Annotated in this window: 15 protein-coding genes; 10 read left to right on the top strand and 5 right to left on the bottom strand. The window is 66.5% G+C overall.

The features are described from left to right. Positions 1-73: 73 nt before the first annotated feature. The 9 genes from AC56LR_RS00075 to AC56LR_RS00035 all read left to right on the top strand — a co-directional run bounded on the left by AC56LR_RS00075 (position 74) and on the right by AC56LR_RS00035 (position 10,863). A complete protein-coding gene (locus AC56LR_RS00075) occupies positions 74-1,705 on the top strand; it encodes an alpha-D-glucose phosphate-specific phosphoglucomutase (RefSeq protein ID WP_497126083.1) in 1,632 nt (543 codons plus the stop codon). A gap of 27 nt (positions 1,706-1,732) precedes the next feature. Next, on the top strand, positions 1,733-3,400 hold the full coding sequence (locus AC56LR_RS00070; protein WP_497126081.1) for an alpha-amylase family glycosyl hydrolase: 1,668 nt from the start codon (positions 1,733-1,735) through the stop codon (positions 3,398-3,400). A 102-nt stretch (positions 3,401-3,502) separates the two neighbouring features. After that, a complete protein-coding gene (locus AC56LR_RS00065) occupies positions 3,503-5,392 on the top strand; it encodes a putative bifunctional diguanylate cyclase/phosphodiesterase (RefSeq protein ID WP_497126079.1) in 1,890 nt (629 codons plus the stop codon). Between the two features lie 61 nt (positions 5,393-5,453). Continuing rightward, positions 5,454-7,313 carry a glucokinase gene (locus tag AC56LR_RS00060; protein ID WP_497126076.1) on the top strand — a complete coding sequence of 620 codons (1,860 nt, stop codon included), beginning with the start codon at positions 5,454-5,456 and terminating at the stop codon, positions 7,311-7,313. Positions 7,314-7,325: 12 nt separating this feature from the next. Then, complete coding sequence (locus AC56LR_RS00055; RefSeq protein ID WP_497126074.1) at positions 7,326-8,351, top strand: ABC transporter substrate-binding protein; 1,026 nt, start codon at positions 7,326-7,328, stop codon at positions 8,349-8,351. Beyond that, the gene (locus tag AC56LR_RS00050; protein ID WP_497126072.1) at positions 8,348-8,926 is read left to right on the top strand and encodes an SCO family protein; all 579 of its coding nucleotides are present in this window, start codon (positions 8,348-8,350) and stop codon (positions 8,924-8,926) included. Before AC56LR_RS00055 ends, AC56LR_RS00050 begins: the two co-directional genes overlap by 4 nt. Continuing rightward, positions 8,923-9,345: a cupredoxin domain-containing protein gene (locus tag AC56LR_RS00045; RefSeq protein WP_497126070.1), complete on the top strand. Its 423-nt coding sequence runs from the start codon at positions 8,923-8,925 to the stop codon at positions 9,343-9,345. The genes AC56LR_RS00050 and AC56LR_RS00045 overlap by 4 nt, the downstream gene beginning before the upstream one ends. Then, positions 9,342-10,106: an ABC transporter permease gene (locus AC56LR_RS00040; protein ID WP_497126067.1), complete on the top strand. Its 765-nt coding sequence runs from the start codon at positions 9,342-9,344 to the stop codon at positions 10,104-10,106. Before AC56LR_RS00045 ends, AC56LR_RS00040 begins: the two co-directional genes overlap by 4 nt. Continuing rightward, entirely contained in the window at positions 10,096-10,863 is a 768-nt protein-coding gene (locus tag AC56LR_RS00035) for an ABC transporter ATP-binding protein (protein WP_497126065.1), read from the top strand. The genes AC56LR_RS00040 and AC56LR_RS00035 overlap by 11 nt, the downstream gene beginning before the upstream one ends. A 220-nt stretch (positions 10,864-11,083) precedes the next feature. On the opposite strand, the gene AC56LR_RS00030 is transcribed toward AC56LR_RS00035, so the two are convergent. From AC56LR_RS00030 to AC56LR_RS00015, 4 genes are all read right to left on the bottom strand, one after another. Beyond that, complete coding sequence (locus AC56LR_RS00030) at positions 11,084-12,328, bottom strand: sensor histidine kinase (RefSeq protein WP_497126063.1); 1,245 nt, start codon at positions 12,326-12,328, stop codon at positions 11,084-11,086. Further along, entirely contained in the window at positions 12,328-13,884 is a 1,557-nt protein-coding gene (locus AC56LR_RS00025; protein WP_497126061.1) for an ATPase domain-containing protein, read from the bottom strand. The genes AC56LR_RS00030 and AC56LR_RS00025 overlap by 1 nt, the downstream gene beginning before the upstream one ends. Positions 13,885-14,065: 181 nt before the next feature. Then, complete coding sequence (locus tag AC56LR_RS00020; protein WP_497126059.1) at positions 14,066-16,786, bottom strand: alpha-1,6-glucosidase domain-containing protein; 2,721 nt, start codon at positions 16,784-16,786, stop codon at positions 14,066-14,068. A 152-nt stretch (positions 16,787-16,938) separates the two neighbouring features. After that, on the bottom strand, positions 16,939-18,519 hold the full coding sequence (locus tag AC56LR_RS00015) for a POT-type proton-dependent oligopeptide transporter (RefSeq protein WP_497126056.1): 1,581 nt from the start codon (positions 18,517-18,519) through the stop codon (positions 16,939-16,941). Positions 18,520-18,780: 261 nt separating this feature from the next. Between AC56LR_RS00015 and AC56LR_RS00010 the strand changes: the two genes are divergently transcribed. Next, positions 18,781-20,424, top strand: coding sequence for an alpha-glucosidase (locus AC56LR_RS00010; protein ID WP_497126052.1), 1,644 nt, complete (start codon positions 18,781-18,783; stop codon positions 20,422-20,424). A 106-nt stretch (positions 20,425-20,530) separates the two neighbouring features. Here AC56LR_RS00010 and AC56LR_RS00005 read toward each other — a convergent pair. After that, positions 20,531-20,721, bottom strand: a 191-nt coding sequence (locus AC56LR_RS00005; RefSeq protein ID WP_497126050.1) for a hypothetical protein, incomplete at its 5' end; no start/stop codon positions are given.

The following is a 20,721-nucleotide window of genomic DNA, read 5'->3' as shown; positions in this document are numbered from 1 at the left end:
ATCGTAACGTTTTACCAACATCGCCTGCGTCCCGCCGCGATGTGGCAAGACCTTATCACGACAGGAGCGAAGCATGACCATCCACGCCATTCCGACCACGCCCTTCGCCGGCCAGCGGCCCGGCACCTCGGGCCTGCGCAAGAAGGTAGTCGAGTTCCAGCAGCCGGGCTATCTCGAGAATTTTGTCGAAGCGATCTTCCTGACCCTGGGTGAAGGGGCAGGGCGCACCATCGTCGTCGGCGGCGATGGCCGCTATTTCAACCGCGAAGCGATCCAGATCATCCTGCGCATGGCCGCCGCCCACGGCGTGGCGCGCGTGCTGGTCGGGCGCGGCGGCATCCTTTCCACCCCGGCGGTGAGCTGCGTGATCCGCAAGCACGCGGCCTTTGGCGGCATCGTGCTGTCGGCCAGCCACAACCCGGGCGGGCCGGATGGCGACTTCGGCATCAAGTACAACATCGAGAACGGCGGACCGGCCCCGGAAAAAGTCACCGAGGCGATGTTCGCCCATACCCAGACCCTCACGTCCTACCGCATCAGCGATGCCGGCCCGGTCGACCTTGACCAGCTTGGGAAAACCCGCATCGAGAACATGGTGGTCGAGGTCATCGACCCGGTGGCCGACTATGCCGAGCTGATGGCGCGTCTGTTCGACTTCAAGGCTATTTCAGCCCTGTTCGCGAAAGGCTTTCGCATGCGCTTCGACGCCATGCACGCGGTCTCGGGACCCTACGCGAAAACCATCCTGGAAGGCATGCTGGGCGCGCCTCTGGGCACGGTGGTCAACGGCGAGCCTTTGACCGACTTCGGCGGCGGCCACCCGGACCCGAACCCGGTCAACGCGGCGGAGCTGATCGCGCACATGGAAGGGCCGGATGCACCGGACTTCGGCGCGGCCTCGGACGGCGACGGCGACCGCAACATGATCGTCGGGCGCGGCTTCGCCGTCACGCCATCCGACAGCCTGGCCATCATCGCGGCCAATGCCACGGTGGCGCCGGGCTATGTGGGCGGCATCAAGGGCATCGCACGCTCGATGCCCACCTCGCAGGCGGCCGACCGCGTGGCCGAGGCGCTGGGCATCTCCTGCTTCGAGACCCCGACCGGCTGGAAGTATTTCGGCAACCTGATGGACGCCAACCTGGTGACCCTGTGCGGCGAAGAGAGCTATGGCACCGGCTCGTACCACATCCGCGAGAAGGACGGCCTGTGGGCCGTGCTGTTCTGGCTCAATTTGCTGGCCGTGCGCGGCACGTCCGTCGAGCAGATCGTACGCGAGCACTGGGCGCGCTTCGGCCGCAACTATTATTCGCGCCACGACTACGAAGCGGTCGACGCTATCAGCGCCGACGCCATGATGGCCGCGCTGCGCGAGGAGCTGCCCGAATTGGCTGGTAAAAGCTTCGGCCACTACCGGGTGGCCCTGGCCGACGATTTCGTCTACACCGACCCGGTCGACCATTCGGTGGCGACCCGCCAGGGCATCCGCATCGCCATGGTCGACGGCTCGCGCATCGTGCTGCGCCTGTCGGGCACCGGCACCGAAGGCGCCACCGTGCGGCTCTACCTGGAGCGCTTCGAGGCCGACCCGGCGCGCCACGACATCGATACCCAGGCCGCCCTGCACGACCTGGCCGCCATCGCCGAGAACGTCTCCGGCCTGCGCGCGCGCACCGGCCGCGAGCGCCCGACCGTCATTACCTGATCCATCCACCCCACCACAGGAACCCGCATGAAACTTCCCGTCCTTGCCAGCGCCATCCTGCTCGCTTTCAGCGCCAGTGCCCACAGTGCACCCGCCCAGCCCGCGGGCAAGCCCTTCGTCTGGGAGAATGCGACCGTCTATTTCCTGCTGACGGACCGCTTCAACAACGGCGACAAGGCGAACGACCACGCCTACGGCCGCAAGGATGACGGAGCCAAGCTGCGCGGCTTCATGGGCGGCGACCTGGCCGGCATCACGGCCAGGATCAAGGACGGCTATTTCAAGGACCTGGGCGTGAACGCCATCTGGCTCACGCCCCCCGTCGAGCAGATCCACGCGCCGACCGACGAAGGCACCGGCAAGACCTATGGCTTCCACGGCTACTGGGCGAAGGACTTCACGGCGGTGGACGCCAACCTGGGCAGCGAAAAGGACTTCCGCAATTTTGTGGACACCGCGCACGCCAACGGCATCCGCGTGATCCTCGACGTGGTGATGAACCATACCGGCCCGGTCACGCAGGCCGATCCGGTCTGGCCCGCCGACTGGGTGCGCACCAAGCCGAAATGCACCTACAAGGACGCCCCGACCACCATCGACTGCACGCTGGTGGACAACCTGCCGGACTTCCTCACCGGCAGCAACGAGAATGTCGCCCTGCCTCCCGCCTTGGTGACGAAGTGGAAGAAGGAAGGCCGCTATGACCGCGAAGTGAAGGAGCTGGACGCCTTCTTCAAGCGCACCGGCTATCCGCGCGCGCCGCGCTACTACCTGGTCAAGTGGCATGCCGACTGGGTGCGCAAGTACGGCGTCGACGGCTTCCGCGCCGACACCGTCAAGCACACCGAGCCGGGGGTGTGGAAAGAACTGAAAACGGAGGCCAGCCTGGCTTACGAAGAGTGGAAGCGCGCCAACCCTGCCAAGCGGGTCGGCAACCTGCCGTTCTTCATGACCTCGGAAGTCTACGGCTATGCGATCAACCACGCGCGCAGCTTCGACATGGGCGGCGGCGTGAAGGTCGACTACCTGGCCAACGGCTTCGACAGCATGATCAACTTCTCCATGAAGACCGATGCCGCGCAGGGCTACGAAAAGCTGTTCTCGGAGTATGCGAAGGTGCTGCACGGCCCCATGAAAGGCTATTCGGTCCTGAACTACATCAGCTCGCACGACGACGGCAGCCCCTTCGATCCGCTGCGCCAGCGTCCCTTCGAATCGGCCAACAAGCTGATGCTGGCCCCGGGTTCGGCCCAGATCTATTACGGCGACGAGACCGCGCGCCTGCTCAAGGTCGAGGGCGCCGAGGGCGACGCCACCCTGCGCTCGTTCATGAACTGGGACGAGCTGGCGGCCAACACCCGGCGCGGCGCCAATCGCGTGGCCGAGGTGCGCGACCATTGGGCGCGCCTGGGGCGCTTCCGCGCGGCCCATCCGGCCGTCGGCGCCGGCACCCACCAGATGCTGGCCGCCAGCCCCTACACCTTCAAGCGCAGCTGGGAAAAGGATGGCGTGAGCGATCGCGTGGTGGTTGCGCTCGACCTGCCGGGGGACAAGACGCTGCCGATTTCAGTGGCGGGCGTGTTCAGCGACGGCCAGACCGTGCGCGACTGGTACACGGGCAAATCGGCCGTGGTCAGCGGTGGCAAGGTGCAGTTCGGCACCCCGGCGCCGGTAGCGCTGATCGCGCTGGACTGAGGCCGCGCCCGGTGTTCACGCCGGGCGCCAATGCTGGTATTCTGGGACGCATAAAACCTGCAACCGAATCGGGAAAATTGCGGTCCGGAAGCGTCAATCGGCATGGACGACTGTGAAATGCACGCGAACTGGCCAGAAGGGTGGACGTACAGCAGGATTGCGCTGACCGGCGGAATCCTGGACGCGGGGAGTATTGCCCATCTACCCGGCCATGGTGGCCGCGACCGGGTGATGCTCGAGCCTTCCGATACCAAGCTCGACTACATCACCCGCCTGGCCGTCAGCCTGACCGGCTCGGACATCGGCGGCATCAGCCTGGTATTCCGCTCGCAGATCTGGCTGCCATCGCGGGTCGGCGCCGACGCGCGCCTGCTGCCGCTGGCCGGCTCCTTCTGCAACTGCGCGGTGCGCGCGAATGCGCCCCTGTTCGAGGTGGCCGACGCCCGCCTCGACGCCCGCTTCGCCGACAATCCGCTGGTCACCGCGCCGCCGCACTACCTCCACTATGCGGGCATCCCGCTGGACGGCAGCCCGGCACGCCTGCTGGGCACCTTGTGGGTGATGAGCAAGGAGCCGCATCATCTCGACGCCGAGCAGGTCGCCCAGTTCCAGCTGTTGGCGCGCATCGTGGTCGACCTGCTCGAGCACCGGTATTTCGAGCCATCCACCGGGATGTTCAACCGCACCGTTTTCCTGCATCACCTCGAGACCATGCTGGAGCGCGAGGAGGCCAGCGTGACGGTCGGCTTCATCGACCTCACTGGTTTTCGCCAGGTCAACGAATTGTTCGGCAGGCTGTCCGGTGACCGCATCCTGGGCCAGCTCGGCGACCGGCTCGCGGCATGGGGCGGCGATCGCGCGCTGCTGGGCCACCTCGGCGGCGACCGGTTCGCCTTCGCACTCGAGCTTCCGCCAGACCAGCTCGATACCTGCCTGGCCCAGCTGCGCGACACCATCGACCTCCCGTTCGCGGTCGGGAATGGCTATGTGCAGCCGCTGCACGGCCGCATCGGCATCTGGCGCCAGGGCGCAGAGCGTGGCGCCAGCGCAGTGGATGCACTCGATGCCGCCGACGGCGCCGCGTCGTCGATTCGCCGCAGCCTCGACCGCAGCGTGATGCTCGAGTACGACAGCGCGATTGCCGCGCGTGCGCGCTTGCGTTACGAACTGCGCCACGCCATGCGCGGCGACAGCCGGCACGGCCGGATCGAGGTGCATTACCAGCCCCAGGTCGATGTCGAAGCCGGCAAACTGATCGGCCTGGAAGCACTGGTGCGCTGGTGCCATCCGGAGTTCGGGCTGGTCGGTCCCGCGATGTTCGTCCCCCAGGCAGAGCAGTCGGGACGCATCTTCGAGCTCGATGCCCACGTCGCGCGCCTGGTCTGCGAAGATGTGAAAGGGTGGCTGTCCAGGGGCCTGGATCCGGTCCCGGTGGCGCTCAATTTCTCGCGCGTATCGCTCATGCATCCGGAGTTGTTCGGGCGGCTGGAATCGGTGCTGGCCGATACCGGCGTGCCGGGCAGGCTGATCGAGCTCGAGGTGACCGAAAGCGTCGTGCTCGACTCGCTTCAGTCCCTGTGTCCACGTATCACCGCGCTGCGTTCGCTGGGTATGCACATCGCGATCGACGATTTCGGCACCGGTTCGTCCAACCTCGATGCGCTGGCCGGTTTCACCTTCGACCGCCTCAAGGCGGATCGCCAGTTCGTACACGGTGTCGCGGCCGACCACAAGAAGGCCGGTCTGTTCTCCCTGATCCAGGGCGCGGCCCGGGTCTTCGACGCCGAACTCATCTGCGAGGGACTGGAGGACGAGGCCGATCTCGCCTGGCTCACCAGCCACGGCGTACATTGCGTGCAGGGCTGGCTGTTCAGCCGTGCGCGCACTGCCGCCGATATCGAGCACCTGCTGCTGCGTTTGCGCGAAACACAGGAAACGATGCGCTCGATTGGCGATCTGCGCGCCTTGCTGCACCATGAACCGCGGGCCTGAGCCGCCGCCGCCGGGGCCTCGATCCTGAGGTTTTTCCGTCGATCAATGGTATCCTTATGCCATGACTGTTGAACCCGACACCGAACAGAAACCCTCCCGCGCCGCGTTTGCCGACGGCCCGCGCCTGCTGGCGGACATCGGGGCCACGCATGCGCGCTTCGGCCTCGAAACCGCACCCGGCGTGCTGCGCCAGGTCGCGGTGCTGCGCTGCGACGAATACACCGGCATCGTGCCGCTGCTGCACGGCTACCTGGCGCAGCTGGGGGGCGTGCGCATCAACCATGCGGCCTTCGCCCTGGCCAACCCGATCAGCGGCGACACCATCCGCATGACCAACCGCGACTGGCAGTTCTCGACCGACGAGGTGCGCCGCACCCTCGGCCTGGCGACGCTGCTGATCGTGAACGATTTCACCGCGCTGGCCATGGCGCTGCCGGGCTTCAAGCCCCAGGACCTGATGCAGGTCGGCGGCGGCGCGCCGCAAAGCCATGCGGTGGCCGGCGTGCTCGGGCCGGGCACCGGCCTGGGCGTATCGGGCGTGATCCCGACCATCGACGGCTTCGTCACCCTCGGCAGCGAGGGCGGCCACGTCAACTTCGCGCCCAGCGACGAACGCGAATTCGCGATCCTGCAATACGCCTGGCAGGAATGGCAGCACGTCTCCAACGAGCGCCTGATCTCCGGCCCCGGCATCGAACTGATCTACCGCGCGCTGGCCAAGCGCAACGGCGTGGAGGCGCCAAGCCGCAGCACCGCCGACATCGTCAGCAGCGCCCTCGACGCGCGCGACCCGCTGTGCCTCGAAACCCTGGAAACCTTTGCCGGCATGCTGGGCGGGGCCGCGGCCAACCTGGCGGTGACGCTGGGCGCCTTTGGCGGCATCTTCATCGGCGGCGGCATCGTGCCGCGCATCGCCGAGTGGTTCGCCACCTCGCCTTTCCGCGCCCGCTTCGAGGCCAAGGGCCGCTTCACCGACTACATCGCCCAGATCCCGACCTACATCATCATGACGCCGAACCCGGCGCTGCATGGCGTGTCGACGATTTTGTCCGAGCACCTGCGCGGACGCAGCGGAGCCAACACGCTGATGGACCGCGTGCAGCAGCTGCGCCACGAGCTCTCGCCCGCCGAGCAGCGTGTCGCCGCGCTGGTGCTGGAACACCCGCGCAAGGTGCTGGGCGAGCCGATCGCCGAGATCGCGCGCCTGGCGGACGTCAGCCAGCCGACCGTGATCCGCTTCTGCCGCTCGCTCGGCTTCCAGGGCCTGGCCGAGTTCAAGCTCAAGTTCGCGGGCAGCCTGACCGGGACCATCCCGGTACGCCACAGCCAGGTGCGCATGAGCGACTCTACGCACGACCTGTCGGCCAAGGTCATCGACAACACGGTGTCGGCCATTCTGAAATTCCGCGACCAGCTGGACGTGCACGGGATCGACCGCGCCATCGAGCTGCTGCGCCGCGCGCGCCGCGTCGAGTTCTACGCGATGGGCAATGCGAGGGCGGTGGCGCTGGACGGCCAGCACAAGTTCTTCCGCTTCCGCATCCCGGCCGCGCTGTACGGCGACTCGCACCTGTTCACGCTGGCCGCGGGACTCCTGGGGCCGGGCGACGTGGTGATCGCGATTTCCACCGCCGGCCAGCTGCCCGAGCTGCTGGCGGCGGTCGACATCGCGCGCGCCGGCGGGGCGGACGTCATCGCCATCACCAGCAGCAAGTCGCTGCTGGCGAAGAAGGCCAGCGTCTGCCTGGCGGTGGACCACAGCGAAGACAGCACCACCTTCCTGTCGATGATCTCGCGCATCCTGCAGCTGCTCCTGATCGACATCATGTCGGTCGGGATTTCGCTCGGCACCCAGGGCGAAGCAGGGGGCGACGGCGAGAACGACCAGCGCCGGCTCCTGATTTCCCACCTCGACAGCTGACGGTATTTCCCCATGCTTGAGCATTCCCCGCGCCGGCGCCAGTTGCTTGGCGGCGCACTGAGCCTGCCGCTGGCCGGCATCGGGTCCGCCAGGGCGGCAGCCAGAACAAGGGCGCCGCTCCAGGTCGGCGGCCTGCCCGTCACCTGCAACCTGACCCTGCCGATCGCCTGCAAGGCCAAGGCGGCCGCCGACGGCAAGCCGGACGCGCCCTTCACCGCCTTCGAGTACAACAAATTCTCCGGCTGGCCCGAGATCAAGGAGTCCTTGATGACGGGCCGCATCCAGGCCGCCTACATGCTCGCGCCCCTGGTGATGGACCTGACCGACTGGCGCATTCCGCTGAAGATCGTCTCGCTCGGCCACCGCTCGGGCGCGGTCATCATGGTGCGCACCGATTCGCCCTACCGGAAATTCGCCGACCTGCGCGGCAAGAGCATCGCGATTCCCAGCCGCTTCGCCGTGGACTATCTTTTCCTGCGCAAGATGCTGGCGCGCGAAGGCATGTCGCCGAAGGACATCGAGGTGATCGAGATGGCCCCGCCCGACATGCCGGCCGCGCTGTACGCGAAAGCCGTCGACGGCTATTGCACCGGCGAGCCCTTTGGCGCGGCGGCCCAGCGCGCCGGCTATGCGCGGCCGCTGTCGATGACGCGCAACGAATGGCGCAACTACATCTGCTGCGTGCTGACCGTGCGCGAAGAACTGATCCAGACCCAGCGCCCGCTGGTGCAGGAGCTGGTGAACTACGTGCAGGCGGCCGGCAACTGGCTCGATGCCAGTCCCCTCAACCGCAGCAAGGCGGCGCACATCGCCGCCGACCGCAAGTTCTTCAACCAGGACCCGAACATCATCAAGTTCGTCATGGAGAACCCGCAAGACCGCGTCACCTACGGCGACCTGCGCATGCTGCGGCCCGAGTTCGACGAGCTGATGAAGCTCTCGGTGGAGGCGGGCACGCTCAAGCGCCCGGTCGCGTACGAACAGTATGTGGACGACAGCTTCGTGAAGAATATCCGGCCCGTGAAGGTGGCGCTGTGATACGCCGCCTCGCTGCCGCAGTCCTGCTCTTGTCCGCCATGGCGGCACAGGCGGCGCCGGCATTGAAGTCCGGCGTGTTCTCGCCCGCACGCGCGGCCCCCGAGATCGCGCAAAAGGCGGCCGACGGCAGCGACTTCCGCCTGTCCGCGCTGCGCGGCAGGGTGGTGGTGCTGGAATTCGGCTTCACCCACTGCGCGGCCGTGTGCCCGGCCTCGCTCGCCGCCCTGGCGGCCGCGCGCCAGAAGCTCGGTCCCCACGCCGACCGCCTGCAGGTGGTGTTCGTCTCGGTGGACCCGGAGCGCGACACCCCCGCGCGCCTGAAAACCTACCTGGCGCAGTTCGATCAAGGCTTCATCGGCCTCACCGGCAGCGTGGCGCAGATGGCGGCCATCCGCAAGGACTACGGCATCACGGCCACCAGGCACCCGGTGGGCGACAGCAAGACGGAATATCAAATGGGGCACTCGTCCTACCTCTACTTCATCGACAAGAAGGGCATGCTGCGCGCCCTGATGCCTTTTGGACGCCCGGCCGACGAGATCGTGCATGACGTGAACGTGCTGGCGGCCGAATGAACAGGCGCATCGCCGTCGCCGCCCTGGTCGCGCTATTGGCGGCATCCTTCGGATGGGCCGCCTTCGCGCCGCTGCGGGCGGCCTCGCGCGACCAGCTGTTCGAGATCCCGAAGGGCACCTGGGAGGCCCGCATGAAGGGCAGCAAGGCCAGCATCCTGCCCGAGCACATCACCTTGACACTGGGCGTGCGCGACGTGCTCCTGCTGCGTAACAGCGACACGGTGCCGCAGATGTTCGGGCCGGTCTTGATCATGCCGGGCCAGGACTTCCGCCTGCCGTTTGCCCAGGCCGGCGAACATCCCTTCGACTGCACCGCCCACGCCAGCGGCAAGATGACGGTGCTCGTCGTCGATGCGCCCGCTGCCGGGCTGGCGCGCCTGCGCTGGCGCCTTCACTCCCTCGTGGGCGACAAAGCATGAGCATGGATAGACTCAACCGGATCTGGCCTCCGCTGCTGGTGCTGGCCGCCATCGTGGCGCTGTGGTGGCTGGTGGTCGCGCAGAGCGGCAGCGTGATCTTCCCGTCGCCGCTGCAGGTCGCGGCCGGCACGCTGGAGCTGGCCCGCGACGGCACGCTGTGGGAGCACATCTGGGCCTCGCTGGCGCGCGTGGCCACCGGCTTCATGCTGGCTTTGATGTTCGCGCTGCCGCTGGGCCTGTGGATGGGACGGGTGGACGCCGCCTACCGCACACTCAACCCGGTGTTCCAGATCCTCCGTCCGATCTCGCCGATCGCCTGGATCCCGATCGCGATCCTGTGGTTCGGCGTGGGCGACCTGGCGCCGGTTTTCCTGATCTTCCTGGCCTCGGTGTTCCCGATGATCGTGCAGACCGCCGCCGGCGTGCACGCCATCGAAGGGCGCTACCTGCGCGCGGCCGAGAACTTCGGCGTCTCGCGCGCCAAATTGTTCCGCCAGGTGATCGTGCCGGCGGTGCTGCCCGAAATCCTGATCGGCATGCGCATCGGCCTGGGCGTGGCCTGGCTGGTGGTGGTGGCCGCCGAGATGATCGTGCGGCGCTCGGGCCTGGGCTACCTGATCATGGATGCGCGCAACGCCGGCAACCGCTACGACCTGGTTGTGGCGGCCATGATCATCATCGGACTGATCGGCCTGGGGTTGGACACCCTGATGCGCCGTCTGGAGGGACTCAGGGGAGTAAGGTGGCGCTATGCACGCTAAAGTCATGAATGCAGGCGACGAGGCCAGGGCCGCGGTGCCGAAGGTCGCCATCCGCGCCATCCGCAAGGGCTTCAAGTCGCTGCCCGTCATCGACGGCATCGACCTGGCGGTGGCGCCGGGCGAGTTCGTCGCCATCGTCGGCCCCTCGGGCTGCGGCAAGTCCACCCTCATGAAACTGCTGGCCGGCTTCGAACACCCCGACAGCGGCGCCGTCATGATCGATGGCGTGCCGGTCACCCGGCCGACGCCCAACGCCATCGTGATCTCGCAGCATGGCTCGGTGTTCCCGTGGCTGACGGTGCAGGAAAACCTGATGTTCGGCCTGTCGGGCAAGGACGCCGCAAAGGCGGCGACGGCAGACCATTACGCCGAGATGGTGGGGCTGAAAGGCTTCGAGAAGGCGTACCCGCACGAACTGTCGGGCGGCATGCTCAAGCGGGTGGAAATCGCGCGCGCGCTGGCGGTCAAGCCGGACATTCTGTTCATGGACGAGCCGTTCTCGGCGCTGGATGCGCTGACGGCGCTGAAGATGCGCATCGAGCTGCTGCGCGTGCTGCGCGAAGAGCGCCACACGATCATCCTGATCACGCACGACGTGGAAGAGGCGATCTACCTGGCCGACCGCGTGGTGGTGCTGTCGCCACGGCCGACCAGGGTCGCCTCGGTGTTCCCGATCGCGCAGGCGCACCCGCGCAAGGTGTCGCAGCCGGAACTGCAGGCGATCAAGGACGCGATCCTGGGGCAGCTGGGCTTGTAGGGCGGGTGGCCGCCGGTGTTATTGCTGGCGCGCCCGCTCTTCCTTCTTGACCTTCTTGGCTTCCTTCTTTTCCTTCATCGTCTTGGCCGGTTCTTTCTTGGTCGTTTTCTTGGCATCCTGGCTTTTACTCATGGTAGTGCTCCGTTCGGTAATGGACTAGGGTGGGTTCGGGTCGTGCGCCTGCCACGCCACTATACAGCGCGAGGCGGGCAAATGGCTGCTACGGTGCGGGACGGGACGGCGCCGCCAGCGGCAGCCGGATCGCGAAGGTGGCGCCCTTGCCGCGGCCTTCGCTGCTCACGCTCAGGCTGCCCTCGTGCAGCTCGACGATACGGCGCGCGATGTACAGCCCCAGCCCCAGGCCGGTCGCATTGTCGTGCTGCTGCAGCGTGAACGCGCCGAATACGTGCGGAAGGTCTTCGGGCTCGATACCCTGGCCCGAATCGGTGATGTCGATCGCCACGGTGTCGCTGCTGCGCCTGACCTCGATGCGGATGGCGCCGCCGTCAGGGGTGAACTTGGTGGCGTTGAACAGCAGGTTCCAGATCACCTGTTGCAGGCGCCGGCCGTCCGCCTCCAGCGCGATGTGGTCACCGTAGTCGCTCGGGGTGACCTGCATCAGGATGCCCTTGGTGTGGGCGAAGGTCTCCACCGTCGAGATGGCGTCACGCAGCACCTGTCCGAGTTTCACCTGCGAGCGCGTGATCGACATCTGGCCGGTCAGGGTGCGCGCGGCGTCGATCAGGTCGTCGACCATGCCGGCTTCCTGGCGCACATGCACGCGCATCGATTCCAGGCCGCTGACGACCTTCGGCGGCAAGTCGGGCTCCGTGCGCAGCATCAGGTCGATGCGCATCGACAGCGCCGACAGCGGGGTGCGCATTTCGTGCGAGACGGTAGCCAGGAACAGTTCGCGCGTGCGGTTCACGCGGGTCAGGTCGTCGATGGTCTCGCGCTGGCGGTCGAGCGTGGCGGCCAGGGTGCCCAGCAGCGCCGCATAGGTTCCCATGCGCCCCTCCGACACCGGCGCGTCCAGCCGCACCTCGTTCCACAGCAGGTGGCCGGGCAGGCCGACCTGCTTGGCGATGCGTTCGCACTCGAGCGGAGAACTGAAATCGGCAAAGCGCCAGCCGAACACCAGCACGCCATACACCTCGCCGCGCAGCAGCAAGGGCAGCGAGCACACGCGCAAGCCCTCGAACTGCGCCGATTGCGCCTCGCCGCTCGCGCACACCGACGCGACCAGGGTGCGCTCGAGCGCCGTGCCGGGGCCGTCCTCGGCCCACAGGCGCGAGCCAGCGAGCAACTGGGCCAGGCGCGAACCGGTCTGCGGCCCGATGCGGCGCACGCCGTCCGGGTCGTAGGCCGAGGTCACCAGGCTGGTGGCCTCGGTGAACTGGCGCAGCGGCGTGCCCCAGTCGTCCCAGTCGACCGGGGCATTGCCGGGCAGCTTGGCCGTGATCACTATGGCTGTTCGGTCGGCAGGTCTGCCGATTCGGGCAGCTCCCCGCCCCGCGCCACTGCCTCCTCGATGACCGGGCTTTGCCGTGACGGCGAACGCGACAGCAGGCCGTAATACGAGGAAAACGGCAGTTGCGGCACGGCGCCGGCCTGGGTGTCCTTATCGCTTTCGTCGAGCAGCAGCAGGCCGCCCAGGCCGATCGTGTATTCGCGCGTCACTTGCAGGTTGCGGCTGCCGCGCACTTTCGGCACCGCGATCGCGCGGCGCAGGACGGTGGACACCTCGACATAGTTCAGCAGGATGATGTTGTCGACCAGGTGCGAGCCCTTGAGCTCCTCGCTGATCTGCGACACGCCCAGCAGTTCCGGGCTTTCGTAGTTGAACAGCGTCGTGGCCAGGCGGTTCTTGAAGAAGGTCGCCAGTGCGTACAGGTAGTCGGCCACTTCGGGACGGCTGGTCATTTCGTAGACGGCGATCGAATCGAACACCACGCAGTCGATCTGCTGATCTTCGACCAGCCTGGCGATGCGGTCGAAGTGCACGTCGAGTTCGAGTTCCAGCGGCGACTCGTAGTGGATGAACAGCTTGCCCGAATCGACCAGTTGCTGCAGGTCGAAGCCGAGCGAGCGGGCATTGCGCATCAGCTGGGCCGGATGTTCGTCCAGGCTGACCAGCAGGCCCTTGTGGCCTTCCTTGATCGCATTGCTCAGGAACTGCACGCTCAGCACCGTCTTGCCGGTGCCGGAAATGCCGCTCACCAGCGTGACCGACCCCTTGTAGATGCCGCCGTCCATCATCTTGTCGATCGCGGGCGAACCGGTCGACATGCGTTCTTCGGAAGTCGGCTGGTGGACCGAGGCGATCGGGCGCGACTGGGCGCGGCGGTAGACATGCACGCCCATGCCCGCTTCGATACGCATGGTGTGGCTGCCGCCGATGAAATCCTGGCCGCGCGATTTCATCACGGTCAGGCGGCGGTGTACGCGGCGCCGGGTTTCCTCGCGCGAGAGGGTGATGATGGTGTCGAACACGAAGCGCTCGTGCGCCAGCACGCCGGCATGCGACTCGTCCTTCTCGGCGGTGACCATGGTGGTCACGCCGAGCCGGGTCAGGCCTTCGATCAGGAGGTGCACGTCTTCGCGGAAGGGCATGTCGTGCGCTTCCGCGTACAGGCGCAGCGGCGTCAGGCCGTCGATCAGCAGGCGCTTGGCGCCCATCTCGCGCAGCGAGGCCGCAAAGGCGCCGTCGTCGCTGCGGAATTCGCTCAGCAGCACGGCCGGGCTGGTCTGGATGATCCTGATCTTGCCCTGGTCGATCAGGCCCTGCAGGTCCCAGTTGAAGCCGGCGGCGTCGCGCAGCAGCTTGGCAGGGTCGAGCTCGAAGGACACGATGGCGCCCGGTTCGTCATGGTCCAGCGCGCCATGGTAGATGAAGCCCAGTCCCAGGGTGGTCTTGCCCGAGCCCGGCGGCCCCTCGACGATCAGGTTGTTATTGCGGGGAATGCCTCCATGCATTACTTCGTCGAGGCCGGCAATGCCGGTCTTCACCAATCCGTTCATGTGACCCGCCCTTTATCTGTGTGTCTGCCAGCTTAACATGCAGCGTGGAAATTCACCTGCCATGCACGGCGAATCCGCGTGCGTGGCGACACCGGTCGGTCCAGTGTAGTAAAGGACGCCTGCCTTGGCCAGCCGATAATGGGCGAGCTTCCCCAGGGAGAAACGCTCCCCGTGGGAAGTTCTACTCGGCGACGAACACGACGGCGGTACGCGCCGGCACGGTGAACGTGCCGCTGGCGCTGTCGAAGCTTGCCTGCGCGGCGCGCTTGTCGGCCGCGCCGGCAGCCGTGTGCACCGGATGCAGCGTGAGGCGCTTGCCGCGCAGCAGCGGGTCGCTCACGCGCTGCTCCACCTTGTCCACGTTCACCAGGTAGCTGATGGCGCCAAAACGCGCGCCGGGATAGCCCTTGCCGTCGATCGAGGCCGCCAGCACGGTCGCTACCTGCTGCGGCCCGGTGTTGAAGAAGCGCAGGCGCTGCACGATGTCGCCGGCGGTGCGCATCCGGAACAGGGTCGAGCTGGCGCGGATGGCCAGCAGGTCGCGGAAGGCGTCGCGCGCGAAGGCGATGTCGGCGGGCTGCGGCTTGATCGCGGCATTGGCCAGGTAGGGCTTGAGCAGCGCCCAGTCCTTGCCGTTGTCGTCCGATTGCGGCAGGCCGGTGCCGTAGTAGTTGTCCTGGTAGGTCCAGTCGATGCGGTTGAACCAGTCGCCCGAATTGAAGCTGTTGCGGTCCAGCGACTTCGAGCGCAGGGTGTCGATGCCGGCGTGGTAATAGGCCACGCCCTGGCTGAAGGCATTGATCGCCATGCCCAGCACCTGCACGCGCGCGCGCTCCAGCGTCGAGGTGGCGACGGGGAGTTTCAGCACGTTGATGTCGAACAGGGTCTGGTTGTCGTGGTTCTCGACATAGTTCACGACTTCGCCCGGCTGGCTGGCATAGCCGGCCGGCTGGTTGCCGTAGGCGATGTCTTCCAGCCTGCGCACCTGGCCATCGAGCGTCTGCAGCGGATAGCTGCGCACCGAGCCGGCCAGGCCGACGCGGATCAGGTCCGCCGCGCGCAGCAGGTCGGCCGGCTTGTGGCCGGCTGTCGATGCATTCGGGTCATACACCAGGCCGTTGATATAGCCTTGCTGGCGCACCATCGCCTCGCCCGAGTCGCCGGCCGAGCCGCCGCGCACGGCGTCGCGCGCGCGGTCGCTGAAGGTGCCGATGCCGGAGCCGTTCAGCGAGAGCTGCGAGGCCTGCACGAAGCGGGCGCCATCGGCCACCTCGCCGAAGTTCCAGCCTTCGCCGATCAGCTGCACGTGGCGGCCGGCCGCCTTGTCCACGCGCCGCTGCAGGCGCTCCATGGCCGCGCGCGGCTGGTGGCCCATCAGGTCGAAGCGGAAGGAATCGATCTTGTAGTGGCGGGTCCAGAGTTCGGCCGAGTCGATCATCAGCTTGGCCATCATGGTGTTTTCGGTGGCCGTGTTGTCGCAGCAGGTCGAGCGCTCGATGGCGCCTGCCGCATTCAGGCGGTGGTAATAGCCCGGCACCACGCGGTCGAGCACCGATTTCTCGTTCTGGCCGGCGATGAAGGTGTGGTTGTAGACGACGTCCGTGCCGACGCGCAGGCCGGCGCGGTGCAGGTCCATCACCATCTGGCGCATCTCGACGATGCGGCGCGCGCCGTCCGATGGATCGGTCGCGTAGCTGCCTTCCGGCGCGTTGTAGTGGTAGGGGTCGTAGCCCCAGTTGAAGCAGTCCGTCTCGGCGCTCTTGCGCGTCAAGGCCTGCTGGGTCTCGCCATCCGGCGTGCCCGAGGGCTGGGGCACCGCGCAGTCTTTTTCCGGGACGCTGCCCAGGTCATAGACCGGCAGCAGGTGGATGTCGGTCATGCCGGCTTTGGCCAGCGCCTTCAGGTGGCGCATGCCGTTCGAACCGGCTTCGCCGAAGGCTGCGTACTTGCCGCGCTTGTTCGCCGGCACGCTCGGGTCGTTGAGCGAGAAGTCGCGTACGTGCAGCTCGTAGATGACCATGTCGGTCTGCGCTTTTACCGTGTTCGGCGCACGCGTGCGGTCCCAGCCCTTCGGCTTCAGGCTGGCGGCATTCAGGTCGGCGATATAGCTGCGCTTCGAGTCCGTGGTGAGGCTGACCGAATACGGGTCGGTGACCAGGTTGCGCACCAGGCCCATGCCGTCGACCGCCACGTCCACCGCGTACTTGTAATAGCTGCCGGAGAGGTCTTTCGCGACCTTCGCTGCCCAGGCGCCGGTGCGCGCGTCGAAGGCCATGTCGTGCACGGCCGTGGCGCGGCCGGTGCCGCTGTCATAGGTGCAGACGGCGGCCGCGCGGGCGGTAGGCGCCCACAGGCGGAAAGCGGTGCGCCCTTTCCCTGGCGTGGCGCCAAGGTCGGCGATGCGTTCGGCCGCTGCATGGATGTCGTCCAGGGCGCCCGCTACCTGGATGCGGGTTGCGGCGACGACCAGGCCGTCCGGCGTTTCCTGTACCAGCACCAGCTGGCCGCGGTGCAGGTCTGTCAAACGGGCCAGGTCGGCTGCGCGCAGCGACAGCACCGGTCCGGAAGCGACCCACTTGAAGCGGGTGGCGGCCGCCGCCGGCACCTGGCCGCTGAAGACGTCCAGCGCCAGTGCGCCGTCCGCGCCTTCCACCTTCGCCCCCGGTTTGGCGACGATCGCCGCCTTGGCCGAGTGATACAGGCGGTAGGTGCCGGCGGCGGCGGCGCCCGGCCATTTCACCAGGCGCTTGTCGAGCCAGACGGCGCGTGCTTCGAGCGTGGCGCTGGAGGCGTGCAGGACAAACTGGAATCCTTCTTTATTGCAGGCGTCAACAGGGACCGCGGCGTGGGCGGAGGAGGCGAGGAGGGCGGCGGCGAGGGCGGCGTATCGAAGTTGGGTCATGTAGGGTGGGCGGGTCTCCCGCCCGCGCGTTCAAGCGGCAGTGACCCGTCGATAAAGTGGATGAATGAAGGATAGTTGAACGCGCGGGCGGGAAGACCCGCCCACACTACGGTCATCGATGTTCCGACGACCGTGGTGATCGATACGATGAATCAGCCGCGGTAGTTATCGACCATCTTGTAGCGCCGCGCGTACAGGCCGAAGACCAGCGCCGCAAGCAGCGCGAACCCGGCGAAGAAATACATCTGGAAGGCCAGCACGCCGACCCCCGAGCTTTCGATGTGGGCCAGGACGGCGTCGTTCTTGACGCCCGAATTCACGATCAGCACCCACAGGTTGCCGACCGTGACCGCCAGGTACCACAGCGCCATGATCACGCCCTTCATCGAGGCCGGGGCCTGGCTGTAGGCGAATTCCAGGCCGGTGGCCGAGACCAGCACCTCGCCCAGGGTCAGCAGTGCGTAGGGCAGGATCTGCCAGGCGATCGAGACCGGGTCGCCGGCGTCGAGCTGCACCTGCAGGTTGCCGACCACGATCCAGGCCAGCGCCGAGAAGGCGATGCCGGCGGTCATGCGGCGCAGCGCGGTCGGCTCGAAGCCCATCTTGGCCAGCAGCGGGAACAGCACCAGGTTGTTGAACGGGATCAGGATCATCACCAGCAGCGGGTTCAGCGCCTGCATCTGGGCCGGCAGGACGCTGAAGCTCCAGCCCAGCAGGCTGACGTCGGTGGACATGGTATTGGCCTGCACGATCCAGGTCGAGGCCTTCTGGTCGAACAGCGACCAGAACGGGGTCACCAGCGCGAACACGATCAGGATGCGCAGCACGGCGCGCACGCCATCCACGGCGGCGTCGGGATGCACGCCTCTAGCGCGATCGAGCTGCATCGAGGCCCCCGTGCCGACGAAGGCGATCAGGAGCACCAGCGCCAGGCAGGCGGCGATGACGAAGCCCCAGTCCGGGGTGCGCGCCAGCGAATAGACGGCGCCGATCACGCCCAGGACGGCGACGATCAGCCCGGGACGGCCGGCGCCGGGCTGCTTCGCCAGCACGGCGCTGCGCACCACGCGCAGGAAGGAATGCGGGTCGCTCGGCGCGGGCGGCACGTGGACGTATTTCTTCTTGCCGCTCCACAGGACCATGGTGGCGACGAACATCAGGATGCCCGGGATGCCGAAGGCGACCGCGGGACCGTAATCGCGCAGGAACAGCGGCATCAGCAGCGACGCAAAGAAGGAGCCGAAGTTGATGATCCAGTAGAAGGCGTCGAACACGACTTTCGCACGGCTCTTGTTGGTCTTGTCGAACTGGTCGCCGACAAAACTGGCCACCAGCGGCTTGATGCCGCCCGACCCGAAGGCGATCAGGAACAGCCCGAAATAGAAGCCCTTGACGCTGTCTTCGAAAATCGCCAGGCAGGCGTGGCCCGCGCAGTAAACGAGGCTGAACCAGAAGATGGTGTTGTACTTGCCGAAGTAGCGGTCGGCCATCCAGCCGCCCAGCAGCGGGAAGAAATACACGCCCATCATGAAGGTATGGAAGACGTGCTTGGCTTCGCCGGTGCGCTCGGACTCGGCCACGAACAGCAGCAGCGTCGAGATCAGGAAGGGCGTGAGGATGTTGCGCATCCCGTAAAAGGAAAACCGCTCACAGCCTTCGTTGGCGATGATGTAGAGGATCTGCCGCGGCATGCGCGCGACCGGGCTGGCTACCGTCGTTGGTGGAGAACTCATGGCTTCCTCGAAAATCGAAACAACCGCGATCCTATGCCGAGGCTGAGCCAGTTTGCAATAAAAATATTGTTGCGAAACAAAGGAGTTACAAAATCGGCGTAGTTTTGCTACTTTTTCTTGAAGCGCGGCTCGGGAAAAAACGCATTAACTCATTGAATTGAAACGAATAAGATCGGGTTTCAGCGGAGTCCGGCCGATTGTAAAGTATATTCTGCTGCTGTATATTGCCTAGAATTCTCAAAATTTTCGGACGGACCAGCCATGACCCAGACCTTGAAGAACGACAACCCGAACTGGTGGCGCGAAGCCATCATCTACCAGGTCTATCCGCGCAGTTTCCTCGATACGAATGGCGACGGCGTGGGCGACCTGGCGGGCATCACCGCAAAGCTCGATTACATCGCGCAGCTGGGTGTGGACATCGTCTGGCTCTCGCCTTTCTTCAAATCCCCGATGAAGGACTTCGGCTACGACATCGAGGACTATTGCGACGTCGACCCGCTGTTCGGCAGCCTGGCGGACTTCGACAAGCTGGTGGCCAAGGCGCACAGCCTGGGCCTGAAGATCATGATCGACCAGGTGATGTCGCACACCGCCGACACCCATGCCTGGTTCGTCGCGAGCCGCAAGAGCCGCGACAATCCGAAGTCCGACTGGTATGTCTGGGCCGATCCGCTGCCGGACGGCTGCCCGCCCAACAACTGGCTGTCGGTGTTCGGCGGCTCGGCCTGGCAGTGGGACACGCGCCGCAAGCAGTACTACATGCACAACTTCCTGGTGAGCCAGCCGCAGCTGAACTTCCACAATCCGGAAGTGCAGCAGGCCCACCTGGACGCCCAGCGTTTCTGGCTCGAACGCGGCGTGGACGGCGTGCGCATGGATGCCTGCGTCTTCCACTTCCACGACCGCCAGCTGCGCAGCAACCCGCCGGCGCTGGTGCGCGACACCTCGACCGTCACCGACGTCAACCCCTACGGCATGCAGGCCCACGTCTACGACAAGACCCAGCCGGAGAACATCGCCTTCCTGCAGCGCGTGCGTGCCCAGCTCGATGAATTCGGCGCCGTCTCGATCGGCGAAGTCAGCTCCGACGACGCGCTCGCGCAGATGGCCGAGTACACCGAAGGCGGCGACAAGCTGCACATGGCCTACAGCTTCAACCTGCTCACGCCGGTGCACACGGCGGCGCATGTGCGCACCCAGGTCGAAGAGTTCAACGAGCGCGTGAAAGACGGCTGGGCCTCCTGGTCGGTGAGCAATCACGATGCCATCCGCGTGGCGACGCGCTGGAGCGACGGCAAGCCGACGCCTGCGCTGGCCAAGCTGGTGCTGGCCATGCAGCTCTCGCTCAAGGGCACGCCTTGCCTGTACCAGGGCGAAGAACTCGGCCTGGAAGAAGCCGACGTGCCGTATGAATTGCTGCAGGACCCGTATGGCATCACCTTCTGGCCCGAGTTCAAGGGCCGCGACGGCTGCCGCACCCCGATGCCGTGGCAAGCGAATTCGCCGCAGGCCGGCTTCACCAGCGGCCAGCCATGGCTGCCCGTGGCCGCGCCGCATGCGGCGGTCGCGGTCGACCGCCAGGACAGCGACCCGGACTCGCCCCTGAACTTCGCGCGCCGCTTCATCGCCTGGCGCCGCACCATGCCGCAGCTCACGCGCGGCGAGATCGTCTTCTTCGACGCGCCGGAGCCGGTGCTGGCCCTGCGCCGCGACCTGGAGGGCATGGATGGCGTGCTGGCCGCGTTCAACCTGGGGCCGGAGCCGGTCAGCTTCGACTGGGCCGAGGCGGCGCAGGCCACGGCACTGGACAGCTTCGGCCTGCCGGGCAGCGCCACAGGCAGCCGCGTGACCCTGCCGCCTTACGGCGCCTGGCTGGGCCGCGCCGCGCCAACCGCCGGATAATGGGCGGCCAGCGGGCGACATCGACGTTCGCGCACAATGCCGCCCGCACGGTCTTCCAAAATCGGGGTCATCTTCCAAAATCGGGGTCAGGTCCTGACCCTTCCCCTCAAATTCTCACCTCCTGCACCAAGGTAATCAGTTCAATAAGGGCGGTCTCGAACGCGTGTGGAGGTAATCGAGGTCGCGTACTCTCCATCAAATAACTTCGTGCCAGTGTGTGCACTGAGAGCGTCGATCCGGATTTCTTCTTGCTGCCATACTTCACATGGTAGCCAGCATGCGCCGCCGCAAGGCCAA

Source organism: Telluria sp. ZT3P39 (genome assembly GCF_059685935.1).
This window is presented reverse-complemented; position numbering and strand designations above follow the sequence as displayed.

Coding starts and splice junctions, on each gene's coding strand:
- AC56LR_RS00075 (WP_497126083.1), top strand. CDS start 74: ATGACCATCCACGCCATTCCGACCACGCCCTTCGCCGGCCAGCGGCCC.
- AC56LR_RS00070 (WP_497126081.1), top strand. CDS start 1,733: ATGAAACTTCCCGTCCTTGCCAGCGCCATCCTGCTCGCTTTCAGCGCC.
- AC56LR_RS00065 (WP_497126079.1), top strand. CDS start 3,503: ATGGACGACTGTGAAATGCACGCGAACTGGCCAGAAGGGTGGACGTAC.
- AC56LR_RS00060 (WP_497126076.1), top strand. CDS start 5,454: ATGACTGTTGAACCCGACACCGAACAGAAACCCTCCCGCGCCGCGTTT.
- AC56LR_RS00055 (WP_497126074.1), top strand. CDS start 7,326: ATGCTTGAGCATTCCCCGCGCCGGCGCCAGTTGCTTGGCGGCGCACTG.
- AC56LR_RS00045 (WP_497126070.1), top strand. CDS start 8,923: ATGAACAGGCGCATCGCCGTCGCCGCCCTGGTCGCGCTATTGGCGGCA.
- AC56LR_RS00040 (WP_497126067.1), top strand. CDS start 9,342: ATGAGCATGGATAGACTCAACCGGATCTGGCCTCCGCTGCTGGTGCTG.
- AC56LR_RS00035 (WP_497126065.1), top strand. CDS start 10,096: ATGCACGCTAAAGTCATGAATGCAGGCGACGAGGCCAGGGCCGCGGTG.
- AC56LR_RS00025 (WP_497126061.1), bottom strand. CDS start 13,884: ATGAACGGATTGGTGAAGACCGGCATTGCCGGCCTCGACGAAGTAATG.
- AC56LR_RS00020 (WP_497126059.1), bottom strand. CDS start 16,786: ATGACCCAACTTCGATACGCCGCCCTCGCCGCCGCCCTCCTCGCCTCC.
- AC56LR_RS00015 (WP_497126056.1), bottom strand. CDS start 18,519: ATGAGTTCTCCACCAACGACGGTAGCCAGCCCGGTCGCGCGCATGCCG.
- AC56LR_RS00010 (WP_497126052.1), top strand. CDS start 18,781: ATGACCCAGACCTTGAAGAACGACAACCCGAACTGGTGGCGCGAAGCC.